19 protein-coding genes are annotated in these 25,297 nt (G+C 67.2%); 10 read left to right on the top strand and 9 right to left on the bottom strand.

Translation table 11 applies throughout. The annotated features are described in order from the left end of the window. Positions 1-15: 15 nt before the first annotated feature. From NV401_RS01570 to NV401_RS01555, 4 genes are all read left to right on the top strand, one after another. Positions 16-1,023 carry a DNA topoisomerase IB gene (locus NV401_RS01570; protein WP_261292612.1) on the top strand — a complete coding sequence of 336 codons (1,008 nt, stop codon included), beginning with the start codon at positions 16-18 and terminating at the stop codon, positions 1,021-1,023. Positions 1,024-1,032: 9 nt separating this feature from the next. Then, entirely contained in the window at positions 1,033-2,274 is a 1,242-nt protein-coding gene (locus NV401_RS01565) for a mechanosensitive ion channel family protein (RefSeq protein WP_261292611.1), read from the top strand. Positions 2,275-2,456: 182 nt separating this feature from the next. Further along, the gene (locus tag NV401_RS01560) at positions 2,457-2,891 is read left to right on the top strand and encodes a MaoC family dehydratase (protein WP_261293056.1); all 435 of its coding nucleotides are present in this window, start codon (positions 2,457-2,459) and stop codon (positions 2,889-2,891) included. Positions 2,892-3,011: 120 nt separating this feature from the next. Further along, positions 3,012-4,190, top strand: a complete 1,179-nt coding sequence (locus NV401_RS01555) for an acetyl-CoA C-acyltransferase (protein WP_261292610.1) — start codon at positions 3,012-3,014, stop codon at positions 4,188-4,190. Positions 4,191-4,549: 359 nt separating this feature from the next. Here NV401_RS01555 and NV401_RS01550 read toward each other — a convergent pair whose 3' ends face one another. Then, complete coding sequence (locus NV401_RS01550) at positions 4,550-5,236, bottom strand: HPP family protein (protein ID WP_261292609.1); 687 nt, start codon at positions 5,234-5,236, stop codon at positions 4,550-4,552. Between the two features lie 93 nt (positions 5,237-5,329). On the opposite strand from NV401_RS01550, the gene NV401_RS01545 reads away from it, so the two are divergent. Continuing rightward, positions 5,330-5,809 carry a pyridoxamine 5'-phosphate oxidase family protein gene (locus tag NV401_RS01545; RefSeq protein ID WP_261292608.1) on the top strand — a complete coding sequence of 160 codons (480 nt, stop codon included), beginning with the start codon at positions 5,330-5,332 and terminating at the stop codon, positions 5,807-5,809. A gap of 312 nt (positions 5,810-6,121) precedes the next feature. Here NV401_RS01545 and NV401_RS01540 read toward each other — a convergent pair whose 3' ends face one another. Next, entirely contained in the window at positions 6,122-7,354 is a 1,233-nt protein-coding gene (locus tag NV401_RS01540) for a polyhydroxyalkanoate depolymerase (protein WP_261292607.1), read from the bottom strand. A 135-nt stretch (positions 7,355-7,489) separates the two neighbouring features. On the opposite strand from NV401_RS01540, the gene NV401_RS01535 reads away from it, so the two are divergent. Together NV401_RS01535 and NV401_RS01530 are read left to right on the top strand one after the other, a co-directional pair. After that, on the top strand, positions 7,490-9,283 hold the full coding sequence (locus NV401_RS01535) for an ABC transporter transmembrane domain-containing protein (protein WP_261292606.1): 1,794 nt from the start codon (positions 7,490-7,492) through the stop codon (positions 9,281-9,283). A 170-nt stretch (positions 9,284-9,453) separates the two neighbouring features. Beyond that, positions 9,454-10,608 (top strand): saccharopine dehydrogenase family protein, encoded by a 1,155-nt coding sequence (locus tag NV401_RS01530; protein WP_261292605.1) that lies wholly within the window; start codon positions 9,454-9,456, stop codon positions 10,606-10,608. Between the two features lie 133 nt (positions 10,609-10,741). On the opposite strand, the gene NV401_RS01525 is transcribed toward NV401_RS01530, so the two are convergent. The 5 genes from NV401_RS01525 to NV401_RS01505 all read right to left on the bottom strand — a co-directional run bounded on the left by NV401_RS01525 (position 10,742) and on the right by NV401_RS01505 (position 19,903). After that, positions 10,742-13,021, bottom strand: a complete 2,280-nt coding sequence (locus NV401_RS01525; RefSeq protein ID WP_261292604.1) for a ribonuclease R family protein — start codon at positions 13,019-13,021, stop codon at positions 10,742-10,744. Positions 13,022-13,038: 17 nt separating this feature from the next. Further along, a complete protein-coding gene (locus tag NV401_RS01520; RefSeq protein ID WP_261292603.1) occupies positions 13,039-14,346 on the bottom strand; it encodes a spinster family MFS transporter in 1,308 nt (435 codons plus the stop codon). A gap of 97 nt (positions 14,347-14,443) precedes the next feature. Continuing rightward, positions 14,444-17,290, bottom strand: coding sequence for a TonB-dependent receptor (locus NV401_RS01515; RefSeq protein ID WP_261293055.1), 2,847 nt, complete (start codon positions 17,288-17,290; stop codon positions 14,444-14,446). A gap of 202 nt (positions 17,291-17,492) precedes the next feature. Next, entirely contained in the window at positions 17,493-18,560 is a 1,068-nt protein-coding gene (locus tag NV401_RS01510) for an acyl-CoA dehydrogenase family protein (protein WP_261292602.1), read from the bottom strand. 128 nt (positions 18,561-18,688) lie between these two features. Further along, positions 18,689-19,903, bottom strand: a complete 1,215-nt coding sequence (locus NV401_RS01505; RefSeq protein ID WP_261292601.1) for an acyl-CoA dehydrogenase family protein — start codon at positions 19,901-19,903, stop codon at positions 18,689-18,691. Between the two features lie 309 nt (positions 19,904-20,212). Here NV401_RS01505 and NV401_RS01500 point away from each other — a divergent pair, with 309 nt between their 5' ends. Next, positions 20,213-21,427 carry an MFS transporter gene (locus NV401_RS01500; protein WP_261292600.1) on the top strand — a complete coding sequence of 405 codons (1,215 nt, stop codon included), beginning with the start codon at positions 20,213-20,215 and terminating at the stop codon, positions 21,425-21,427. 53 nt (positions 21,428-21,480) lie between these two features. On the opposite strand, the gene NV401_RS01495 is transcribed toward NV401_RS01500, so the two are convergent. Beyond that, on the bottom strand, positions 21,481-22,104 hold the full coding sequence (locus tag NV401_RS01495; RefSeq protein WP_261292599.1) for a hypothetical protein: 624 nt from the start codon (positions 22,102-22,104) through the stop codon (positions 21,481-21,483). Between the two features lie 108 nt (positions 22,105-22,212). Then, on the bottom strand, positions 22,213-22,827 hold the full coding sequence (locus NV401_RS01490; RefSeq protein ID WP_261292598.1) for a glutathione S-transferase family protein: 615 nt from the start codon (positions 22,825-22,827) through the stop codon (positions 22,213-22,215). A 77-nt stretch (positions 22,828-22,904) separates the two neighbouring features. Between NV401_RS01490 and NV401_RS01485 the strand changes: the two genes are divergently transcribed. Together NV401_RS01485 and NV401_RS01480 are read left to right on the top strand one after the other, a co-directional pair. Further along, a complete protein-coding gene (locus tag NV401_RS01485; protein WP_261292597.1) occupies positions 22,905-24,446 on the top strand; it encodes a class I adenylate-forming enzyme family protein in 1,542 nt (513 codons plus the stop codon). 77 nt (positions 24,447-24,523) lie between these two features. After that, entirely contained in the window at positions 24,524-25,297 is a 774-nt protein-coding gene (locus tag NV401_RS01480) for a thioesterase family protein (RefSeq protein ID WP_261292596.1), read from the top strand.

The raw sequence follows: 25,297 nt of genomic DNA, 5'->3' as shown, positions 1-25,297 counted from the left end.
CGCATTTTCCAGGGCATGAGCGCCCGCATCATCTATCACGACGATTCCGATCCCGGCATCACCCGCAAGAAGATGTCGCACGGCTGGGGCTATTTCCACGCCGATGGCACGCGCATCACCGATCGCGACGAGATCGACCGGCTGAACGCGATCGGACTGCCGCCCGCCTATCGCGACGCGTGGTTCTGCCCCAAGCCCAACGGCCATATTCAGGCGGTCGGCTGGGACGAAAAGGGCCGCAAGCAATATCGCTATCATCTCAATTTCCGCGAGAAGCGCGAAAGCGCGAAATACGATCTGTGCGCGCCGTTCGGCGCCGCGCTGCCCAAGCTGCGCGCGCGCGTCGAGCAGGATCTCAAGCGCCCCGGCCTCGGCAAGGACGCCGCGGTCGCGGCGATCGTTCGGCTGCTCGATCTCGGCCATGTCCGCATCGGCAACGAAGGCTATGTGAAAGAGAATAAAAGCTACGGTGCGACCACGCTGCGCAAGCGCCACGCCAAGCTCAAGGGCCAGACGATCAAGCTGCAATACAAGGCCAAGTCGGGCAAGTTGCGCGTGCTGACGATCACCGATCGCTCGCTCAGCCGCTTCGTCAAGAAATGCTCCGATCTCGATTGCCAGCACCTGTTCAGCTGGGTCGGCGCGGATGGCAGCTGCCATCCGGTCACCTCGTCGGACGTCAACGACTATATCCGCACTGCAATGGGCGCGGACTATACTGCCAAGCATTTCCGCACCTGGAGCGCGAGCGTCATCGCCTATGAGGCGCTGGTCACCGCCGAACATGACTTGACGCTCAAGCAGATGCTCGAGCCGGTCACCGAGGCGCTCGGCAACACGCCGGCGATCGCGCGCAAATCCTATGTCCACCCCGCGCTGCTGGCCATCGTCAAGAAGGGCCAGGGCAAGTTCCGCGCCGCCGCCAAACTGCCGCGCCAGACGCACTATCTGTCGCGTGCCGAGCGCGGGCTGATCGCGTTCCTCGATCCGGTCAAGCCGGCGCCGCGCGCCAAGGCCGCCTAAAGGATTTTCATGACGTCCAACACTGCCGCCGCGACCAAGCCGATCATCCCCAAAGCCGATCTCGATACGCAGGCACAGACGCTGCTCGACGCCAGCTATGTCTGGTTCCAGACGCACTGGCTGCAGATCATCATCGCCGGCGCGATCGGCACCGGCATCTTCCTCGCGCTGCATGCGGCGCGCGCGCTCGGCCAGCGGCTGTGTCACGAGGGGCCGGGTCCGTCCGGCTGGGGCACCGTGTTCGGCAAGGCGATCGCCAAGACCGGCAATTTCTTCATCGTGATGGTCGCGGTCAAGCTGGTCGAGGGCTATGCCGGCGCGCCGGCCGAAGTGGCGACGACGATCAACTTCCTGTTCACCGTCGCCGCGGTGTTCCAGGCAGCGATCTGGGCGCGCGAGATCATCCTCGGCGCGGTGCGTCACCGTACCGAGGCGGAGAATTATTCCGGCGAAGCGCTGGGCAGCGCGATGGGCATCATCCGCCTGCTCGTCACCTTCGCGCTGTTCGCGATCGCGCTGATCGTGGTGCTCGACAATCTCGGCGTCAACGTCACCGGTCTGGTCGCCGGCCTCGGCGTCGGCGGCATCGCCATCGGTCTCGCCGCACAGGGCATCTTCGCCGATCTGTTCGCCGCGCTGGCGATCATCTTCGATCGCCCGTTCCGCCGCGGCGACGTGGTCAGCTACGATACGAGCGGCGGCACGGTCGAGGCGATCGGGCTCAAATCGACCCGCATCCGCTCGGCCACCGGCGAAGAGCGGATCATCTCCAACAAGAATCTGCTCAACAAGGAAATCCTCAACAATACGCGTCGCGAATATCGGCGCATCAAGTTCACTTTGGGGCTCGTTCAATGGACCCCGATCGAGCAGATGGAAGCCTTGCCGGCGATGCTGCAGGAGGTCGTCGAGGGCTGCGGCGAGAAATTCGTCCGCGCCGGCTTCATGCAGTTCGGCTCGAGCAGCTATGATTTCGATCTCGAATTCGATTCGGTCGACGCCGCCTTTGCGCGCTTTTTCGAGGCCCGCCACAAGGTCGGCCTGGCGATCATCAGGCGCTTCAACGCGGAAGGCATCGAGCTCGCCTATCCGACGCAGACCGAATTCACCGCCGCGCCCGAGGGCGGCATGGTCCTGCCTTACGCCGCCCCGCGCGCCGACGCGCCGGCCCGCGCCACCGGAACCTCTACACGCGAAGCGACGCCGTCGCCCGAAAACAATCCGGGGTTCGAGGGCGGCAGCGAAAACTGAGCGATTCGAATATCGGGTCCGGGCTGCAGCAAGGCTGACGCGAAGGCGGCTGCGCCATTCATGCCGGCCCGTTCCATCTTTCGGTCGGTCGAAGGCTTGCACCACGCCACGTCTGGTGTCATTTGCCGCGACACGTTCACAACCGAAGGGATCCCCCAGTGGCGACGATCAGCGTACAGGAAATGGCCGGCCGGATCGGCACCGAAAGCGTGTCCGACTGGGTCGAGGTCAGCCAGGAGATGATCGACAAGTTCGCCGATGCGACCGGGGATCACCAGTTCATCCATATCGACCCCGCCAAGGCCGCGCTGACGCCGTTCGGCGGCACGATCGCGCATGGTTTCCTCACCCTGTCGTTGATGCCGCTCCTGTCCTCCAAGATCATCGATCCGGTGAGCATCGAGGGCGTCAAGATGGGCGTCAATTACGGCGGCAACAAAGTCCGCTTCCTCACCCCCGTCCGCTCCGGCAAGCGCGTCCGCGGCCACTTCAAGCTGCTCGAGTTTGCCGAGAAGCGCCCCGGCCAGTGGCAGCAGACCAACGAGTTCACCGTCGAGATCGAAGGCGAGGACAAGCCGGCGATGATCGCCGAATGGATCAGCCAGATCTTCGTTTGAACTACCATTCCCCTCCTGCTTGCGGGAGGGGTTAGGGGAGGGCCTGTCACAGGTGCCGCTCCCCACACGCCCTCCCCCAGCCCCTCCCGCAAGCGGGAGGGGAGCTAGAAAGGCCCAACCATGCGTTCAGCCGTCATCGTCTCCACCGCCCGCACCCCGATCGGCCGCGCCTATCGCGGTGCGTTCAACAACACCCCCGCCCCCACGCTCGCCAGCCATGCGATCAAGGCCGCCGTCGAGCGCGCCGGGATCGACGGCGCGGATGTCGACGACGTGGTGTTCGGCTGCGCGCTACAGCAGGGCCATCAGGCCGGCAATATCGCGCGCACGTCGCTGCTGCGCGCCGGCCTGCCGGTCACCGTCGCCGGCATGTCGGTCGATCGCCAGTGCGCCTCGGGGCTGATGGCGATCGCCACCGCGGCCAAGCAGATCATCACCGACAATATGGACATCACGATCGGCGGCGGCGTCGAGAGCATCAGCCTGGTGCAGACGCCGCAGATGCGCGTTGCGCCCGATCCCGAGCTGATCGCGATGCACCGCGACGTCTACATGCCGATGCTGCAGACCGCCGAAGTCGTCGCCAAGCGCTACGGCATCAGCCGCGACGTGATGGACGAATATGCGCTCCAGTCGCAGCAGCGCACCGCCGCCGCGCAGGCCGCGGGCTATTACGACAAGGAAATCGTGCCGGTCACCGCGAACATGGCGATCGTCAACAAGGAGACGAAGGAAGTCACCTACAAGGAAGTGACACTGGCCAAGGACGAGGGCAACCGCGCCGACACCACGCTGGAGGGCCTGCAGTCGCTCAAGCCGGTGATGGGCCCAGACTTCACGATCACCGCCGGCAATGCCAGCCAGCTGTCCGACGGTTCGTCGGCCAGCGTGCTGATGGAAGAATCGATCGCCTCGAAGCGCGGCCTGCAGCCGCTCGGCCGCTATATCGGCATGGCGGTCGGCGGCACCGAGCCGGACGAGATGGGCATCGGCCCGGTCGTCGCGATCCCCAAGCTGCTGCAGCGCTTCGGCCTCAAGATGGACGATATCGGCCTGTGGGAGCTGAACGAGGCGTTCGCCGTGCAGGTGCTATATTGCCGCGACAAGCTCGGCATTCCCGATGAGCTTCTGAACGTCAGCGGCGGCGCGATCTCGATCGGCCACCCGTACGGCATGACCGGCGCGCGCGCGACCGGCCACGCGCTGATCGAAGGCAAGCGCCGCGGCGCCAAGCATGTCGTGATCACGATGTGCATCGGCGGCGGCCAGGGTGCCGCCGGCCTGTTCGAGGTCCTGTAAGCGATCTTGAATTTCCGTAGAAATGCGATATCTATGATGACGGCGACGTCATAGGCGCCTTTCTGTGTGAGCCCCGGCCGCTGTCACGGTCGGGGCTCAAACATATGGCGCTTACGTTTGGGGTCCGGCCTGTCAACCGAACCCCGCCCGTGCACCTTATTCCTTACGCGTCACCTCAATCACCTTTACGATCAGCGTCGCAAAGGCGAACAGTGCGCCCAGGATCAGGCACAGATCGGCTACCGTCATAGGTATTCCTTTCCATGTCGGCGGCCGTATTGCCGCCGACGGAATGGTAACCTGATTTGTTACACACTCGCTATGACGTTTGTTGATACGCTGCCTTGTCAGCGGACTCTTCAGCGCGCCCGCTTCTTGCGCACGGCGGCGTGATACTCGACGCGACGGAACAAAAGGTCGAGATCCTCGCGGCTGACGTCGAACGTTTCGCCAAGATCGGCCAGCGCCGCATCCACGTCCTCCGGGTGTGGCACGGTATCGCGCGTGGCGAGCACCTGATTGCCGGCCGGCACGGCGCGATGCGGATAGCTGTGGCCGGTAACCCGGTGAAGGAGCACGCCCGATAGCGCGAGCAGCGCGGCGTTCAGCCCGACCGGCACCGCCGCGAACCAATAGCCCGCCGCCGCCACGCCGGGTCCGCCCAGCACGGCCAGCAGCGCCGCCGCCCCGCCCGGCGGATGCAGCGAGCGGGTCAGCGACATGACCAGGATCGCCACCGCCACTGCCAGCCCGGCGGCGAGCGCCGGGATCGGCACCGCCCAGGCGATCGTGATGCCGACCAACGCCGAGAGGACGTTCCCGCCGACCACCGGCCAGGGCTGCGCCAGGGGGCTGGCGGGCACCGCGAAGATCAGCACCGCCGAGGCGCCCATCGGCGCGACCAGCAACGCGGCCGTATGCCCATCGACGAGCAGCGCGCTGAGCAGGCCGGTGAGCGCGATGCCGATCGCCGCCGCGGCACAGGCGATGAGCCGGTCACCGAGCGTGGCGCCGGCGAGGATCGGGGAGAAGAAGCGCTTGATCATCCGCCCGCCATGCCCGGCGCGGCGCAATTGCGCGACAAGGAAACCCTTTGCCCGCGAGACGTTATCCTACCGAACCAATCGAGGAGACACCGCATGGCCGATACGCAGGAAATCAAGCAGACGCTGTGGGACAAGATGGCCGACAGCCCGTTCGTGATGGTCGGCCTGACCGACGCGCACCAGCATAGCGAGCCGCTGACCGCGCAGCTCGACAAGGATCTGGTCGACACGCTGTTCTTCTTCGTCGGCAAGGACAATCGCCTGATCGGCGGCGGCGCGGCGATGGCGCAGTTCGTCTCCAAGGGGCACGATTTCTTCGCCTGCCTGTCCGGCACGATCAGCGAGAGCAACGATCCGGCGATGATCGACAAGCTCTGGAACAAGCAGGTCGAGGCCTGGTTTCCCGGCGGCAAGAGCGATCCCAACCTGGCGCTGATCCGGCTCGACATCGACAGCGCCGAATTGTGGGAAACCGATATCTCGCTCAGCGGCCGGCTCAAGATGCTGGTCGGCGGCACGATCAAGCCGTCGGAGTCCGGCAGCCACGCCAAGGTGAGCACCACCGCGACGTAATATGGCGCGCCGTCGCCGGGAGCCGGTGTGCGGCGCCTGGCGGCTGCCGTCTGGCGACTGCCGTCTGGCCGGGGGGGCAGCGTCCGACGAAGGCGCCCCCCGCCCACCCCGCACGTCATCCTGAACTCGTTTCAGGATCCATAGTGCCGCAACGGCGACGCTCACCGCGACCGCGGCACCTAGCCGCCCGATGGATCCTGAACCAAGTTCAGGATGACGGTTGGGCTAGTAACCACCGCCGCGAACCCCAGCCATCAGTCAGCATACCAGCGGCTGGCGGCGGCAGCATCCGCACCGCCGCGGTACGGCGCCTCAGGCGTTCGCCGCCATCCATTCCTCGACCACCGGAGCGATCCGGTCGCGCCATTTGCTGCCGTTGAAGATGCCGTAATGGCCGGCGCCCTCGGCCATGTAATAGCGCTTCTTGGACTCGGACAGGCCGGTGGCGATGGTGAGCGCCGCCTTGGTCTGGCCGAGCCCCGAAATATCGTCCTTCTCGCCCTCGATCGCGAGGATGCCGACATCCTTGATCGCTGCCGGATCGATCGTGCGCCCGCGATGCTGCATGATGCCGCGCGGCAGTGCGTGATCCTGGAACACCACGTCGATCGTCTGCAGGTAGAATTCCGCGGTCATGTCGCAGACCGAGCGATATTCCTCGTAGAAATCCTTTGACGCATCGGCGCTTTCGCCGTCGCCCTGCACGAGGTGTTTGAACATCTCGTAATGCGAATTCATGTGGCTGCCGAGGTTCATCGACATGAAGCCGGCAAGCTGCAGGAAGCCGGGATAGACGCGGCGCCCGGCGCCGGGATAATTGGCCGGGATCGTCGCGATCACGTTCTGCTCGAACCAGGCATGCGGCCGTTCGGTCGCCAGCGTGTTGACCGCGGTCGGCGCCTCGCGCGTATCGACGGGCCCGCCCATCATGGTCAGCGTCTTGGGCCGATAGGGATGCTGGTCCGCGCTCATCAGGCACGTCGCGGCGTAGCACGGCACCGAGGGCTGGCACACCGCGAGCATATGCGCGCGTTCGCCGTCACCCGACTTGCCGATCACGTCGAGGAATTCGGTGACGTAATCGATATAGTCGTCCAGATCGAACGCGCCGTCGGCCAGCGGCACCTGCTTCGCATCGCGCCAATCGGTTATATAGACATCCGCCACCGGCAGCATCCGCTCGACCGTACCGCGAAGCAGAGTCGCGTAATGACCGGACATCGGGGCGACGATCAGCAGCTTGGGTTCGCCGGCCACGCCCGCGCGCTTGAAGCGCTTCAGCTGGCCGAAGGGTTTGCGCAGCACGATCTCTTCCTCGACCGGCACCTGCGCGCCGTTGATCGTGGTGTATTCCAGCCCGAAAGCCGGCTTTCCGCGCGGGGCGGAGGCATGCGCGAACACTTCCAGCGCCGATGCCAGCACGGTGCCGCCGCCCAGATAGGAGAAGGGATTGGCCGGGTTGTTCAGCCAGCCCGCGCCGAAACCCGCCATCGCACTGGCACCGGCCAGCATGGACTTCTGCATCTCATAAGCGTTGTAGAGCATCGCATACCCGATATTTGAAAAAGGAACCTGTTCGCAACTGCGGCATAAACCCATCGGATCATGCTGGCAATGATCGTACGTGGTTACCCTCAGGCCCGTTGAGCGACCGCCGCCGGCCTGCTAGCGCTGGTGGCCATGTCCGATGCCCAGCCAAGCCCCGCGCCCGCCGACGAACCCGCGCGGAAACGTCGCCTCGGCGATCTCGCCTTGGTATGGCATCATGCCAAACGATATCCGCGTCAGATCGGCATCGCCTGGCTCGCATTGCTGACCACCTCGGCGGCGACGATCGGCATTCCCTACGGCTTCAAGCGCGTGATCGATCGCGGCTTCGGGCCGGGCGCCGGCGGCGCGGTCGATACCTCGTTCCATTACCTGCTGATGATCGTCGTGATCCTCGCGCTGGCGACGGCGGTGCGCTTCTATTACGTCTCCTGGCTCGGCGAACGCGTGGTCGCCGACATCCGCACCTCGGTGCAGGCGCATCTGCTGACGCTGACGCCGCGTTTCTTCGAGCAGAACCGCCCGTCCGAAATCGCCTCGCGCCTGACCTCCGATACCACGCTGATCGAGCAGGTCGTCGGCACCACCGTGTCGGTCGCGCTGCGCAACGCCTTTACCGGTGTCGGCGGGCTGATCTACCTGTTCGCCATCTCGCCAAAGCTCGCCGGCATGCTGATGCTCGGCATTCCGATCATCATCCTGCCGATGGCGCTGCTCGGCCGCCGGGTACGCAATCAATCGCGCCAGTCGCAGGATCGCGTCGCCGATGTCGGCTCGATCGCCACCGAGACGCTGGGCGCGATGAAGATCGTCCAGGCGTTCGGCCAGGAAAGCCGCGAGGCAAAGCGCTTTTCCGATGCCGTCGCCGCGACCTTTGCCGCCGCGCGCCGGCGCATCGCGCTGCGCGCCTTCATGACCGCAATCGTCATCGGGCTGATCTTCGGCTCGATCACGCTGGTGCTGTGGGAAGGCGCGGTCGATGTCGCCGCGGGCAGGATCAGCGGCGGATCGATCGCCGCCTTCGTGCTGACCGGCGGGATCGTCGCCGGCGCGTTCGGGGCGCTGACCGAGGTGTACGGCGATCTGCTGCGCGGCGCCGGTGCCGCTGGCCGGCTCGGCGAACTGCTGCGCGAACAGCCCGAGATCGCCCCGCCGGCGCACCCCGCCACCCTGCCCGTCCCGCCGCGCGGCGCGCTCAGCTTCGACCATGTCGAGTTCCGCTACCCGACCCGGCTCGACACCGCCGCGCTGCACGATTTCTCGCTCGAGATCGCGCCGGGCGATACCGTCGCGGTGGTCGGCCCGTCCGGCGCGGGCAAGACCACCCTGTTCCAGCTGATCCAGCGCTTCTACGATCCGTCCGCCGGCGACGTGCGGCTCGACGGCGTATCGCTGCGCGCTGCCGACCCGGCCGAGATCCGCCGCCGCATCGCCATGGTGCCGCAGGAAACGGTGATCTTCGGCGCCAGCGCGCGCGACAATCTGCGCTACGGCAAGTGGGAGGCAAGCGACGACGAGCTCTGGGCCGCGGCCGAGGCCGCCAATGCCGCCGAATTCCTGCGCAAGCTGCCCGACGGGCTCAGCACCTTCCTCGGCGAAGGCGGCGCGCGCCTGTCCGGCGGCCAGCGCCAGCGCGTCGCGATCGCCCGCGCGCTGCTGCGCGACGCGCCGATCCTGTTGCTCGACGAGGCGACCAGCGCGCTGGATGCGGAGAGCGAACAGCTGGTGCAGCAGGCGCTCGAGCGGCTGATGCAGCAGCGCACCACTCTGGTCATCGCGCATCGCCTCGCCACCGTGCGCGCCGCCAAGCGCATCATCGTGATGAACGAGGGGCGGATCGTCGAGAGCGGCAGCCATGCCGAACTGATCGGGCAGAACGGCCTCTATGCGCGGCTCGCCAGCCTGCAGTTCAGCGAGGCCGCGTAAGCCCCGCCCTCTTACAAGAGGGGCCTAACTACTCCCCTCCCGCTTGCGGGAGGGGCCTAACTACTCCCCTCCCGCTTGCGGGAGGGGCTGGGGGAGGGCATGTTACAGCTACCGCGCAGGAGTGAGGCAGGCCCTCCCCCGACCCCTCCCGCAAGCGGGAGGGGAGAATCATGCAAGATTTCGACATCATCGTCTACGGCGCCACCGGCTTCACCGGCCGGCTGGTCGCCGAATATCTGCTGAGCCAGGACACGCCGCGCTGGGCGATGGCCGGCCGCTCGCTGACCAAGCTGCAGGAGGTGCGCGACGCGATCGGCGCCCCGGCCGACACGCCGCTGATCGTCGCCGACAGCGACGACCCCGCCAGCCTCACGGCGCTATGCGAACGCACCAAGGTCGTGCTGACCACGGTTGGCCCGTACCAGCTCTACGGCAACGATCTCGTCGCCGCCTGCGCCGCCACCGGCACCGCCTATGTCGATCTGTGCGGCGAGCCCGCCTGGATGCGCCACATGATCGACGCGCATCACGAGACGGCCAGGCGCAGCGGCGCGCGGATCGTCTTCTCCTGCGGGTTCGACTCCATCCCGTTCGATCTCGGCGTGCTGACGCTGCAGGAAGCGGCGAAGGCGAAGTTCGGCCACCCGGTGCGCCACGTGAAGGGCCGCGTGCGGAAAATGCAGGGCGGTGCGTCGGGCGGCACCGTCGCCAGCCTCAAGGCATCGATGGCCGCCGCCGCGCGCGATCCCTCGATCCTCGGCCTGCTGATCAACCCGTTCGCGCTGACGCCGGGCTTCGACGGCCCGAGCCAGCCCAAGGGGCTGCTGCCCGAATATGATGCGTCGATCGGTGCCTGGGTCGCGCCGTTCATCATGGCGCCGATCAACACCAAGAACGTCCACCGCACCAATTTCCTGCTCGATCAGGCGTACGGCGCGGACTTCGTCTATGACGAGATGATGGTCGCGCCGGGCCTGGGCGAAATGGGCCGCGCCGCCGCCGACGCGATCGCCAAGATGAACCCGTTCGCCGGCGACAAGGGCCCCAAGCCCGGCGAAGGCCCGAGCCAGGAAGAGCGCGAGAACGGCTTCTACGATCTGCTGTTCATCGGCGAGATGCCCGATGGCACACGGCTCGACGCGGTCGTCACCGGCGATCGCGATCCCGGCTATGGCTCGACCAGCCGGATGATTTCGGAGGCCGCGCTGTGCCTGGTGCACGACGTTGAAGGGGCCGGCGGCATCTGGACGCCCGGCGCACTGATGGGCGCGCCGCTGCGCGAGCGGCTGATCGCCCGCGCCGGGCTGACGTTTACCGCGGGCTGACTGTCCTCCCCGGCACGGGGAGGTGGCAGCCAAAGGCTGACGGAGGGGGTGGGCCGGCAACGCAACCGGAGCGTTGTCGGCCCGGCCCCTCCACCAGCTTCGCTGGTCCCCCTCCCCGTTCCGGGGAGGAGTGTTACCGTTTCTTCCCCTGGTGCCGGATGTTCGCCGGCCGCCCGCGCCGCTTGATCTCGCGCGTCGGCCGCACCTTCGTCTCGCGATCGACCCGCTCCGCCTTGCCATCGACCATCTCGAAGCGCAGCCCGCCCGACACCGGGTTCGCCTCCGCCAGCCGCAGCGGCAGCCGCATGCCGCTGGCAAACGTCGTCCCCGAATGCTCGCCGACCAGCGTCCGCGCGGCCTCGTCGAAGCGGAAATATTCGCCGCCGATATCGCGCACCGGCATCAGCCCGTCGCCGCCGATCCCCTCGACCGTCGCGAAGAAGCCGAAATTGGTCACCCCGGTGATCCGCGCATCGACCACGTCGCCGACCCGCTCGGCCAGGAACGCGGCGACATAGCGGTCGATCGTGTCGCGCTCGGCCTCCATCGCGCGCCGCTCGAGCGCGGAAATGCCCTCGCCGATCCGCTCCATCCCCTCGGCCTCGCCCTGCGTCAGCCCGCCCGGCCCGAGCTTGAACGCCGCCACCAGCGATCGATGCACGATCAGATCGGCATAGCGCCGGATCGGCGAGGTGAAGTGCCCGTAACTGCCCAGCGCCAGCCCGAAATGGCCATGGTTCATCGGCCCGTAATAGGCCTGGGTCTGCGTGCGCAGCACCTGCTCCATGATCTGCGGGCGGAAATCGACATCGCCGACCTTATCGAGGATATGGTTGAACGTGCGCGGCTGCACCACCTGCCCCAGCGCGAACTCGACGCCGAAGGTCTTGAGATAGTCCTTCAGCGCGACCAGTTTCTCGCGGCTCGGCGGCTCGTGCACGCGGTACATCACCGGCGCCTTCTTGCCCTCCAGCGCCTTGGCCGCGGCGACGTTGGCGGCGATCATATAATCCTCGATCAGCCGCATCGAATCGAGCCGCTCGCGCGGGGCGACCGACATGATGCGGCCCTTCTCGTCGAGCACGACGCGGCGCTCGGGCAGATCGAGATCGAGCGGCCCACGCTTCTCGCGCGCCTTGTATAGGGCGTGCCAGCAGTCCCACAGCGGCCGCAACGCTTCTTCTATCGTTCCCCCGCGCACGCGGGGGTCCAGGGTCACCGGCGCTGCGCTGCTTGGCTCTGGGCTCCCGCTTTCGCGGGAGAACGTGTCGGCGACCGCCTGCGCATCCTCATACGCGATATTCGCCGCCAGCCGCACCACGGCGCGGGTGAACCGCCAGCTCTTCAGCTCGCCATTCCTGTCCACGCGCAGATGGCACGCCAGCGCCGCGCGATCGACACCCTGCTTGAGCGAACACACCTCGGCGGACAGAATCTCCGGCAGCATCGGCACCACGCGATCCGGGAAATAGACCGAATTCCCCCGCTTCCTCGCCTCGCGATCCAGATCCGACCCCGGCCGCACATAAAAACTCACATCGGCAATCGCGACGATCGCCTTCCACCCGCCCTCATTGGCGGGATCGTCGTCCGGCGCCGCCCATACCGCATCATCGTGATCGCGCGCATCGGCCGGGTCGATCGCGACGATCGGCACATCGCGCAGATCCTCGCGATCGTCGCCGAGCGGCAGCGCTGCCATGCGCTCGGCTTCCGCCAGCGTCTCGGGCGAGAAGACCGTCGGGATGCCAAGCTTGTGGATCGCGATCAGCGAGAAGCTGCGCGGCGCGAACGGATCGCCCAGCACTTCCGTCACGCGCACGGTGATCCGCGGCGGCCGCCCGCCCTTCTCCGCCAGCACCAGATCGCCCGTCTGTGCGCCCCCCGCATCGGCGACCAGATATTCGCTGCGATCGCGCTTCTCGACGCCGGTCAGCCACAATTTGCCGCCTTCCTGCCGCAGCACGCCGAGCACCAGTTCCTCGCCCTTGGCGAGCTGCTTCATCGGATGCGCGATCCAGCCCTGCCCGGCTTCTTCGGTGCGTGCGAGGATGCGGTCGCCGATCCCCAGCGCGCCACGCCGGCCCTTCTCGCGCACGCGCAATTTGGGCGGCGGCGTCTCGGCATGCCAGTTCTCCGGCACCGCCCAGACATTGCCGCCATCATCGACATCCGCGATGCGCAGCACGGTGACGCGCGGCACGCCGCCCATCTTGTGGAACGCGCGCGCGCCGGCGCCGTCGATCAGGCCTTCATCGGCCATGTCTTTCAACAGCTGCTTGAGCCCGATCTTCTCCTGCGCGGTCAGGCCGAACGCCTTGGCGATCTCGCGTTTGCCGGCCGGCGTGGTGGACGTGGCGATAAAGTCGAGGATCTGCTCGCGCGTCGGCAAGCCGGTGGATTTCTTGGGCATGACCCGGATGTAGGGTGTCAGCCCGCCGCCGTCACCTTTTCGCTACGATGCAGCAGCACGCCGGCGCGCCAGTAATGGAAGATCGCCCAGGGCGTCAGCATGCCGACACAAACCAACGCATAGCGCAGCGACTCGTCCCCGAAGGTCGGGCGGAACGCATCGCTGAGCCAGCCGACCGCCGCCGGCCCGAGCCCCAGGCCCAGCAGATTGATCACCAGCAAGGTGATCGCCGCCCACAAGGCGCGCAGCTGCACCGGCGCCAGCCCCTGCAGCAGGGCGAAGGTCGGCCCGAGATAGGAGCTGGCGAACAGCAGCGAGGCGAAATAGCCGAACAGCGCGACCGCCAGATTGTCGGAGAGAAAGAACAGCAGCACGAACGGAAACGCGATCACCTTGAGCCACGCCACCATGCTGCTCTGCGCATGCAGCCCGTGCTTGCGCGCGACGCGATCGGCCAGCTTGCCGCCCATCACCGCCGAGAAGGCGGCAAACGCGGTGCCGATCGGCGCGATGTAGAGCGAGATCTGCAGCACGCTGAGCCCCAGCGAGCGCTGCAGATAGCTCGGCCCCCAGCCGCTCAGCGCATAGCCGACGAGCGAGGTGATCGTCACCGCCATCACCAGATGCCGCGCGGCGGCATTGGCCCAGATCGTGCTGAACCCGGTCGCCAGGCTCGGCATCGGATGGCTGTGCGCCAGCCGGTCGACGTCGGACAGGCCACGCCGCGGTTCGACCACGAAGAAATACACGATCACCGCCAGCGCCACGCCCGGCAGCCCGATCGTCAGCATCGCCACGCGCCAGCCCCAGATGTGCGCCACCGTGCCGCCGATGAACGTGCCGACGCCGGCGCCCAGCACGACGCCGAGCGAATAGATCGCCATCGCGCCGGCGCGGCGATCCGCCGGATAGAGATCGGCGATGATCGAGTGCGATGGCGGGCTCGATCCCGCCTCGCCCACGCCGACGCCGATCCGCGCCGCAAGCAACTGCCCGAAATTCTGCGCCAGCCCGCACAGCGCGGTCATCACGCTCCAGATCGCCAGCGCGATGGCGATGATGTTGCGCCGATTGCCCTTGTCCGCCAGCCGCGCGACCGGGATGCCGAGCACGGCATAGAAGATCGCGAAGGCGAGGCCGGAGAGGACGCCCAGCTGGCCGTCGCTGAGCTTGAGATCGGCCTTGATCAGCTCGAGCAGGATGGCGAGGATCTGCCGGTCCATATAACTGAAGAAATAGACCGTGGTGAGCAGCGCCAGCGTCATGGTGCGCCGCTTGAGCGCCAGCGTATCGGCGATTTCCGGATGCGTCGTGGCCAAAGTCATGCAGCGTCCTCGTAAAAAAACCCCCCGCCCGATCATGCCGGGCGGAGGGCAGTCAGTCATCAACTAGGGTGTATCGATCGGTAACGTTTTGTTTCCGTTAGAACTTGCCCCGCAAGGTCACGCCGTAGGTGCGTGGTTCAGCGAGGTATTGCGAGGTCAGCTGGCGCCCGGCCGGATATTGCGGATCGGTGAACGGCGCGCTTGCCGTGCCGGCCTGGAACGGCGAGCTGAACGCGACCTGCGCATAGTTTTTGTCGAAGATGTTCTGGCCCCAAAGCTCGATCGCCCAGCGCTGATCCGGGCCGCGCAGGCCGATCCGCGCATTGACCAGCGCGAAGCTGTCCTGCTCCTTCTGCAGGAACAGATCCGAACCGGTATTATAGTCGCTCGACAGGCGCGTATCGACGTAGAACAGCGCGGAAAGCCCGCTGCCGCCGATCGGCGGCGTCCAGGCGGCCGATCCGGTCACGACGATCTCGGGCGCGTTGGACAGGTTGTCGCCGGGCAGCTTGCGCAATGCCGGGCTGAGCGGCGCACCGGAATTGCTGCCGACCAGGTCCTTGCGATACTTCGTCTCGGCATAGGTCAGCCCGGCCGAGACGCGGAAATCGCGTGCCGGCACCAGCTGCGCCTCCAGCTCGACGCCGGTCGCTGACACGCCCCAGCCGACATCGTCCTGCGCGCACCGGCCGCTCGCCGCCGGATTGGCATTGAAGTTCGGTGCGGTCGGGAAGGTGTTCTGATCGCGATCGCCGCCGTTCAGCGAGCTGTTGCAGCCGTTGATGTTCTGCACCAGGAAGACCGCGCCATCGAACGTGTTGAGCTGGAAGCTCTTGAACTGCTGGCGGAACGCCGCGAACGACAGGCTGAACGGCCCGGTGGCGTATTTCCCGCCGATTTCGAACGCATCGACCTTTTCCGGCTCGAACTGCAGATTGCCGACCAGCGCCTGCGCGCCGCCCAGCGCCGCGAAGGTCGTGGTCAGCGTACCGTTGGCGATCGGCTGCAGCGGCGCCTTGAGTGCCGAGCGATCGAAGTTGAAGCCGCCCGCCTTATAGCCGCGCGAGAAGCTACCGTAGAGCATCAGGTCCTCGATCGGCTTCCACGACAGGATCGCGGTGCCGGTGAACTCGTCCTCGTGCCGCTTGTCGTTGATGCTGACGCCGTTGAGTTCGGCGGTCGCATTGCCCTGGCAGCCCAGGCCGATCAGCGCGCGCGCCAGCGCCTGGCGCGTCGCCAGCCCGGGGTTCGCCGCGATCTGCGCCGCGGTGATATTGGCCTCGTCGGTCAGCGTGTTCTGCAGCGTCACGCAACCGGTATTGTTGTTGCCGAACGTCGCGCTGAAACGCTTGCGCTCGTCGGTGTAGCGCAGGCCCAGCGTCAGATCGAGCGTGTCGGTGACGTGGAAGATGTTGTGTGTGAACGCGGCGAAGCTGCGCGTGTTCTGGCGATATTGGTCCACCGTCGAGCCGACATTGTTGATCCCGTCGAGCGTCTGGAACCCGGCGGCGATGTCCGCCCCGCCGACCGCGGCGAGCGTGGCCGGCCCGACCCCCGGCGCGACGCAGCCCGGGCTGGTCGGCGAATAGAGGCCGGCGAGCCCGCCGCCGGAGATGATCCGGCACGTCGCGAAGCGGCCATATTGGCTGCCGAACTTGAGGTTGCTCTTGCCGCGGAACTTTTCGTCCATGAAGAAGCCGCCGACCAGCCAGTCGAGCTTGTCGTCGAACGCGGTGCCCTGCAACCGCACTTCCTGCGTGAAGGTCTTGAACGCGCGGCGGTTGTTGCCGTCGGCGGCGGCGTACAGGATGTCGACCGAGCTATAGTCGTTGTCGGCGCCCTGCGCGTTGTAATAGTCGCGGTAGGCGGTGATCGAGGTCAGCTTGACGCCGCCCAGATCCCAGTCGATCTGGCCCGAAACGCCCCAGTCCTGCGTCTTGCCGTCGAAACTGCGGCCCCGGGATACCGAGATGTCGCGCGAATAGCCCTGGTTGAGCGCGCCCAAATTCTGTCCGAGATCACGCAGCACGTTGACGATGTTGTTGCCGTTGGGCAGACCGGTGGTGAGCGGCGTGGCGGGATTGTTGACGTTGCCGATATACGGATTGACCGAGGAATCGACATAGGTCGCACCGCAGCACGATTCCTTACGCTTGCTGTAATCGCCGATCAGCCGGATGCTGAGGTCCGAGGTCGGCTCGAACAGCAATTGCCCGCGCAGGAAATAGCGGTTGCGATCGTTGACCCGGGTGTCGTTGATCGCATCCCGGTAGAAACCGTCGCGCTTGACATAGACGCCGTCGAGCCGCGCCGCGATCTTCTCGCTGATCGGGCCGGTGACGCCGCCGGCCAGGCGGACGAAATCGTAATTGCCGTAGGTCGCCTCGCCATTGGCGCCGAATTCGAACGACGGGCGGCGGCTGACGATGCTGATCAGGCCGGCCGAGGAGTTACGCCCGCCGAGCGTGCCCTGCGGCCCGCGCAGCACCTCGATCCGGTCGATCTCGCCCAGTTCGTTGAGCCCGATGCCCGAGCGCGAGCGGTACACGCCGTCGATGAACACCACCACCGAGCTTTCCAGCCCGGGATTGTCGCCCACCGTACCGATGCCGCGAATGCGCGGGCTGCCATTGGCCTCCGAACCGGTCGAGGAGACCAGCAGCGACGGCGCCAGCTGGTTGAGCTGGCGGATGTCGTTGGCGCCGGAATTCTGCAGCGATTCGGCGTTCACCGCCGAGATCGCCACCGGCACGTCGGCCAGCGCCTGCGCGCGGCCTTGGGCGGTGACGATGATATCGGCGCCGAGCTCGTCGGATTGCGGGGCGGCGGCGGCTTCGGATGGGGCGCCCGTGGCAGCATCGGTTTGCTGCGCCGCTGCCGGCGTGGCCATCCCGATCGCGAGGACAGTGAGGGCGCACGCCGACAGATACTGCTTGCTGAGCATCATTCTCTCCTGATCGGTCGGGGCTTTATAGCTCCGTACCTTATCCTCGAATTGACAGGATCGCGGATCGCCCGTCAAGCATTACTATCGGTAAATTACGCTACGGATCGCTCTCTGTTGCCAAAAAGTCATAGTTTCAAACAGCCGAACCGGCCAGAACGCGTTTTCGAAACGCGCGCCGGCCGGTCCGTGCGGCGATGGCTCAATAGCCGTTGAGCCGGGCGAAGCGTTCGCGGTGGAATGCGGCATTGCCCCACATCGTCTCGAGCACCCGCGCGCGCTTGAGATACAGGCCGGCATCATGCTCGTCGGTCATGCCGATGCCGCCGTGCAGCTGGACCATTTCACGGCTGACGAGATGCAGCGTGTCGCTCGCCACCGCCTTGGCCAGGCTCACCGCCTGATCGACGTCGCTGCGCTTGGCGTCGATCGCCTCCAGCGCGCCCTCGACCGCCGAGCGCATCAGTTCGAGCTCGGTGAACATCTTGGCCATGCGGTGCTGCAGCGCCTGGAAGGTCGAGAGCTGCTGGCCGAACTGCACGCGCTGCTTGAGATAGTCGTTGGTCACCGCGAACGCCTGTTCCGCCATGCCGAGCATCTCCGCCGCCAGCGCCGCGGTGGCAAGATCGATCACCTGCTGGGTGAGCTCGGGCCCGCCGAGCTTTTCCGCCGCGGCGCCGGCGAAGCTGACCTGCGCATGGCTGCGCGAATCCGCCATCTTGCGCGGCGCGCGCGTCACGCCCTGATCGCCCGAGACCAGATACAGGCCATCCTGGGCCGAGACGACGAACAGCTGCGCGCTGTCGCCCTCGGCGACGAACGCCTTGGTGCCGGTCAGCGTGCCGCCGGACACGGTGGTGGCGATGTTCGCCGGATCGTGCACCGGGCCTTCGTCGATCGCCAGCGTCGCGATCACCTCGCCCGCGGCGATCTTCGGCAGCCAGTCGCTCTTGGCGGCATCCGACGTGCCGAGCGCGATCGCCGCCGCCGCCGCCGCGGTCGAGGCGAGCGGCGAGGCGGTCAGGTTGCGGCCCAGTTGCTCGAGCACCATGCCGAGTGAGAGATAGCCGAACGCCGAGCCGCCATGTTCTTCCGGCACGACGATCCCGGCCCAGCCCATCTCCGCCATCGCGCGCCATGCCGCGGCGTCATACCCTTCCGCCGGCGCGGCGTTGCGCACCTTGCGGAACGCGCTCACCGGTGCCTCGTTGTCCGCCCATTCGCGCGCCATGTCGCGCAGCATCGTCTGTTCTTCGTTCAATACGGCCATGTCGTAAAACTCCCTCTCCCCGCCGGGGAGGCCGGGGGAGTACGGTGTTCCACCGCCCGCTCCGCCCTGCCCCGCTCCCGGCGTCGCTTTGCCTGTCGTCCCTCTCCCCGGCGGGGAGCGGGAGAATGTTACTGGTGGTCGAGCATCCCCAGGATGCGCTTGGCGATCACGTTGTTCTGGATCTCGGTCGATCCGCCATAGATCGACACCGCCTTGCCCCACAGCCAGGTGCGGGTCTGCGCGATCTCGTCCGCGCTGAACCCCTCGCCTTCCCAGCCGAGCCCGTTCATGCCCATAATCTCGATGCCGAGCTCGGCGCGATCCTGCGTGATGCGCGCGCCGACATTCTTCATGATGCTGGTCGCCGCCGACGGGCCCTGGTTCGATTTCGCCTCCAGCGCCGCGCGGCGCAGCGTCAGCGCGAAGGCGCGGCTGTCCATCTCGTGGCGCACGATGCGCATGCGCAGATCCTGGTCCGGCACGCGGCCCTTGTCGTCCTCGCCGCGATATTCCTTCGCCAGCGCGCCGATCGGCTTGCCGGCGAACAGCCGCGCCGATCCGCCGCCCGACAGGCTGGAGCGCTCGTGCTGCAGCAGCCTTTTGCCGATCGTCCAGCCCTCGCCCTCGCGCCCGACGAGATTCTCCTTCGGCACCTTCACGTTGGTGAAGAAGGTCTCGCAGAACGGCGACGAGCCCGAGATCAGCCGGATCGGCTTCACCTCGACGCCCTCGGCATCCATGTCGATCAGCAGGAAGCTGATCCCTTCATGCTTTTTCGTTTTGTCGGTCCGCACCAGCGCAAAGCATTTGTCGGCCCATTGCCCGCCGCTCGTCCAGGTCTTCTGGCCGTTGACGAGATAGTGATCGCCCTTGTCCTCGGCGAACATCTGCAGGCTGGCCAGATCGGAGCCTGCGCCGGGCTCGGAATAGCCCTGGCACCAGCGCACCGTGCCGTTGGCGATCGCCGGAATATGCTCGCTCTTCTGCGCCTCGGTGCCATATTCGAGCAGGGTCGGCCCGAACATCATCACGCCCATCCCGCCGATCGGGTTCCACGCGCCGATCCGGCCCATTTCCTCGTTCAGCACGCGGACCTGCGCCTTGTCGAGCCCGGCGCCGCCATATTGCGCCGGCCAGCTCGGCACGCCCCAGCCCTTGCTGGCGACGGCCTCCTTCCACGCCAGTTCCTCGGCCGACAGTTCGGTCGGCCCGTCGACCGCGGACATCGCATTGTCCTTATGCTTCAGCGACGGCGGGAAATGTTCGGCGAGCCATTGGCGCACCTCGGCGCGAAATGTGTCGATCGGGCTGGTAGGAGCATCGAGTTCGGCAGCGGAAGCCATGGATCCTCATCCTTCTGTACGATTCTGAATATCGGGTATGGCAGAGATGGCACAGAACGGGGCGCAAGCAAAGCCTTCCGTGCGCCGCGATCCGGCGCTGTCCTACACGCGCCGCTTGTGTCATGTTCGGCCAATGTTCCGCGATCCTGGCTTCGCGCCCGGATCGCGCACCGCCTGGCGCCGGGAGACGAGCAGTGAGACACGGTACGGCCCGCACGCGTCCCGCCTTTTCCCGCCGTGCTGCGCCTCGCGCGCGGGGCGCGTGCGACTTTCGCGACTTTCGCCCCGCCCGGCACGAGGAGACCGCCCGTGCGTTTCGCTGACCGCGCGGTGCCGATCTTGCTCGCCGCCGTGCTGATCGACACGATCGGCTTCGGCATCGTCATCCCCGTCTTCCCGGCGCTGATCACCCGGCTCGGCCAGGTCGGGATCGATGAGGCGACGCGGATCGCGGGCTATATGCTGGTCGCCTTCGCGCTGGCGCAGTTCGTCGCCGGCCCGATCCTCGGCAGTCTCAGCGACCGCTTCGGCCGCCGCCCGGTGCTGATCGCCTCGATGCTGTCATTCGGGATCGATTACGCGCTGATGGCGGCCGCGCCGTCGCTCGCCTGGCTGTTCCTCGGCCGCGGCATCGCCGGGATCGCCGGCGCGATCTACGGCCCGGCCAGCTCGGTGATCGCCGATGTCACCCCGCCGGACAGGCGCAGCGCGGCGTTCGGCTATGTCAGCGCCGCGTTCGGCATCGGCTTCGTCATCGGGCCGGCGCTGGGCGGGGTGATCGCCGGGCTCGGGCCGCGCGCGCCGTTCGTCGCCGCCGCGCTGCTGGCGCTCGGCAATGCCGCGATCATGGCCGTCGCGATGCCGGAAACGCTCGGCCGCGAACATCGCCGGCCGTTCGTCTTGCGCGACGCGCATATCGTCGGCGCATTCCGCCCGCTGTTCGATCAGCGCATCGCCCTGCCCCTGCTCGCCGTCGCCTTCCTCTGGCAGCTCGCGCATCAGGTCTACCCCGCCACCTGGGCGTTCTGGGCCACGATCCGCTTCGCCTGGAGCCCGGGCGCGATCGGCCTCAGCCTGGCCTATGTCGGGCTGATCATGGCGCTGGTCCAGGCGCTGCTCGTCGCGCCGGTGATCGGGCGGATCGGCGATCGGCGCGCGCTGCTGATCGGGCTGGCGACCGGCGCGGCCGGCTTCCTGGCCATGGCGATCGTCACCGCCGGATGGCAGGTCTATGCCGTCATGCTGGTCGGCGCGCTGTCCGGCTTCGTCGGCCCGGCCGTCAACGGCCTGCTGTCGCGCATGGTCGGGCCCGAGCGACAGGGCGCGCTGCAGGGCGGGCTCGGCAGCCTGGGCAGCGTCGCCGCGATCCTCAGCCCGCTGATGATGACGCAGACGCTGGCGGCCGGCGTCGAACACGGCTTTCCCGGCGCCGCCTTCCTGCTCGCCGGCCTGCTCGCGCTGGCCGCGCTGCTGATCGTGGCGGGACGGGTGCGCGGTCCCGCGCCGTTGCCGGCGCACCCGTGAGCAGCCCCCGCGCCTGCGAGACGCGGGGCGGCGCGATCGCCGCCCCAACCGACCTATTTGGCCGGTGCGACCGGCACGGCGGCGACCGGCGCCACCACTGGTGCGACGGGCGTCACCACCATCGCCTCTGGCGCGCCACCGGCAAAGGCCACCGCGACATCTTCGTCGATGAACGCATTGACCGGCGCGCCGAGCGGGATGTTCGCGCTGGTGCCCGTGGTGAAGAAGCCCGCGACCGGCAGGAAGGCGACCGCCGCGACCACGCCGCCGGTGCCCGTCGTGCCCTTGTCGTCGACCGCGCCGGTCATGCGGATCTGCCGGCCGTTGGCGCGTACGAACAGCACGCGCGCGCCGATCCGGCCCGATTTGCCCCACATGCCCTTGTAGCGCACGTCCGTCACTTCGCCGGTCACCGGGCTGCCTGCCGGAATGACGATCTGGCCGCCGACCATCACCGGTTCGGCCGTCTCCATCTGGAAGCGATAGCCGACCTTGAGGTCCTTGCCCTTGGTGGTCAGCGCTTCGGCCATCTTGAGCGGCACCTGCGTGCCGGCGCGCAGCACCGCTGGCGCCGCGCCGCCGACGACCAGCGGCGATCCCGGCACGGTCTGCGCGATGGCCGGAGCTGCGCACGCCAAGAGAAATGCGCTCGAAAGCGCGATAGCCAATTTGTTCATGTAATCCCCCCTCAAGCCGGTTTTCCCCAACCGGCACATTTCACTGGTTGGGAATCGCGCACCGAGTCAATTGCGCGCGGCTTTTTGGAAAGAAGACACAGCCCCGCCTTACGCCGTCGCGCTCGGCCGGGCCGAGGCGCGGGCCTGCCAGGCGGTCAGGTTCTGCAGCTCGGCAGGAATGCCGACGCCGACGAACGTGGCGAAATCCACCGTCGTCAGCAGCACGATATCGGCGATCGAATAGCTTTTGCCGTCGAGCCAGTCGCGGTCCGCCAGCACGCGGTCGAACTCCTTCATCGCCGCCAGCACACGCGGCTTCTGGCTCTCGCCATAGTCGGTATATTGCGGCTTCACGACGCGGGCGGTGAACGGGTGCGTGTGCATCCACACGCCGGCCAGCGGCGTCATCAGCCGCAGCTCGGCGCGGCGGATCCACATGTCGACCTCGGCGATCCCCTGCGCGCCCACGCCGAACATCGCCGGCTCGGGGTGCAGCGCCTCGAAGTAGCGGCAGATCGACACGCTTTCGGTGATCACGCTGCCGTCGTCGAGCTGGAGCGCGGGGATCTGCCCCAGCGGGTTGACCGCGCGGAACGCCTCGCTCTTATGCTCGCCGGCGGTGATCGAGACGATCTCGCTCGGCACGCTCAGGCCCTTTTCGGCGAGATAGATGCGCACGCGGCGCGGGTTGGGCGCGGGATTGACGGCGTCGTAGAACAGCATGGTTTTCCCCTCGTCGATTCTCTTTTAGAATATCGCGTATGGCATTTCGCTCTTCGCTAGACTAGCGGAGTCGAACCATGGGAACCGACACCACCACCGCCGCCCAGCTTCTCGAAAGCGACTTTGCCACGCTGCCGGATCTGATCCGCGCGCATGCCCGGGCACAGCCCGGCAAGGTCGCGCTGGCCGAGGCGGGCGGCGAACTCGATTATGCCGGGCTTGATGCGCTGGTCGATCGCGTTGCCGCGGCGCTGCAGCGCGATGGCGTGGCGCCGGGTTCGGCCGTCGCGATCGTCGCCGCGGCGGGCATCGAGAATGCCGCGGTGTTTCTCGGCGCGCTGCGCGCCGGCTGCGTCGCCACGCCGCTCGCCCCTTCCGCGACGCCGGACTCGATCAGCGCGATGATCGTTGATTGCGGCGCGCCGATCACCTTCGTCGATGCCGACGCGGCGAAGGCGCTCGCCGGGCAGCGCATTCCCGGCACGTTGGTCCACCTCAAATCGCTCGCCACCTGGCTTGCGCCCGAAGGCGCGCAGCCCGCGCCGGTCGAGATCAGGCCAGCGGACGGCTTCAACATCATCTATTCCTCGGGCACCACCGGCAGCCCCAAGGGCATCGTCCAGAGCCACGCGATGCGCTGGGCGCATATCGCCCGCAATGCCGCGGCCGGGTTCGGCGAAGCGGTGACGATGATCGCCACCCCGCTCTATTCGAACACCACTTTGGTCAGCTTCCTGCCCACGCTCGGCTGGGGCGGCACCGTCGTGCTGATGAAGAAATTCGACGCACGCGGCTATCTCCAGCTCGCCGAGCGCCACCGCGCGACGCACACGATGCTCGTGCCGGTCCAGTATCAGCGCATCATGGCGCTGGCCGATTTCGATCGCTTCGATCTCTCCAGCTTCCGGCTCAAGACCGGCACCAGCGCGCCTTTCTCGGCCGCGCTCAAGGCCGATATCGTCGCCCGCTGGCCGGGCCTGTTGGTCGAATATTACGGCATGACCGAAGGCGGCGCTTCGACCGGGCTCAACGCCAGCGCGCATCCGGACAAGTTGCACACCGTCGGCCCGCCGCTGCCCGGCCACGAGATCCGCCTGATCGACGATGACGGCCAGGAAGTGGCGCCGGGCGAGATGGGCGAAGTGGTCGGCCGCAGCCCGACGATGATGACCGGCTATCACGGCCGTGCCGAGGCCACCGCCGCGGCCGAATGGCACGACGCGGACGGCAATCGCTATATCCGCCACGGCGATGTCGGCCGCTTCGACGAAGACGGCTTCCTGATCCTGCTCGATCGCAAGAAGGATCTGATCATCTCCGGCGGGTTCAACATCTATCCCACCGATCTCGAAGCGGTGCTCGCCCGCCACCCCGCGGTCGCGGAATGCAGCGTGATCGGCGTGCCTTCCGAAGCGTGGGGCGAAACGCCGGTCGGCTTCTACGTCCCGCACACCGGCGTGGATGCGAGCATCGACGAGATCCGCGACTGGACCAACGCGCAGCTTGGCAAGACGCAGCGCCTCAGCGCGCTCCACGCGATCGACGAACTGCCGCGAAGTGCGATCGGCAAGGTCCTCAAGCGCGAGCTGCGCGATCGTCTGCAGCAAGACGCCATCTGATGCGCCCGCGCTTCCACCCCGGCGCCAACCCGGCGAACGCCGGCCGACTGGCATTTTCGATTTCAGGATAAGCCCCGATGACTTCGATCACCGACATCCTCGCCGCCGCCACCCCGACCGAGGGCGGCTTCACCGCGACGATCACCCCCAATTGGCTGCAGGGCCGCACCGCGTATGGCGGCCTGTCCAGCGCGCTCGCGCTGCACGCCGCGCAGGCCTGCGAGCCGGACCTGCCGCCGCTCCGCTCCGCCCAGGTCAGCTTCATCGGCCCGCTCGCCGGCGCGGTCACCGTCACCGCGACCAAGCTGCGCCGCGGCCGCAACGCCGCGTTCATCCAGGCCGACATCGTCTCCGAGCTCGGCCTCGGCTACCGCGCGACCTTCGTGTTCATGTCCGATCAGCCGTCGCGCATCGATCTCGACGGGCGCCTGCACAGCGACGTCCGCCCGCCCGCGCCCGATGCCGAGCTGTACACCGGCCCCCCGGAATTCTTCACCGGCAACTTCAATTTCTTCGATTACAAGGAGGGCCTGGGCGACGCCGAGTGGCTGCGCTGGGGCCGGCTGCGCGACCGCGCGGGCCTTGATCCGATGGTCGAAGTGATGGCCGTCGCGGACGCATTGCCGCCTGCCGCGTTCAAGCTGCTCGGCAAGCAGCCCGTGCCGCTCAGCTCGCTCACCTGGATCGTCAACCTGCTCACCGCCACCCCGGCGACGACCGACGGCTGGTGGCTGCTCTCCGCCAAATCGGACTACGCCAAGAACGGCTGCTCGAGCCAGACGATGATGCTGTGGAACGCAGACGGCGTCCCCATCGCCCAGGCGATGCAAAGCGTGGCGATCTTCGCCTGA

The organism is Sphingomonas hylomeconis (assembly GCF_025370105.1).
Classification (GTDB): domain Bacteria; phylum Pseudomonadota; class Alphaproteobacteria; order Sphingomonadales; family Sphingomonadaceae; genus Sphingomonas; species Sphingomonas hylomeconis.
The sequence above is the reverse complement of the archived record's forward strand: the minus strand, read 5'-3'. Positions and strand labels throughout refer to the sequence as shown.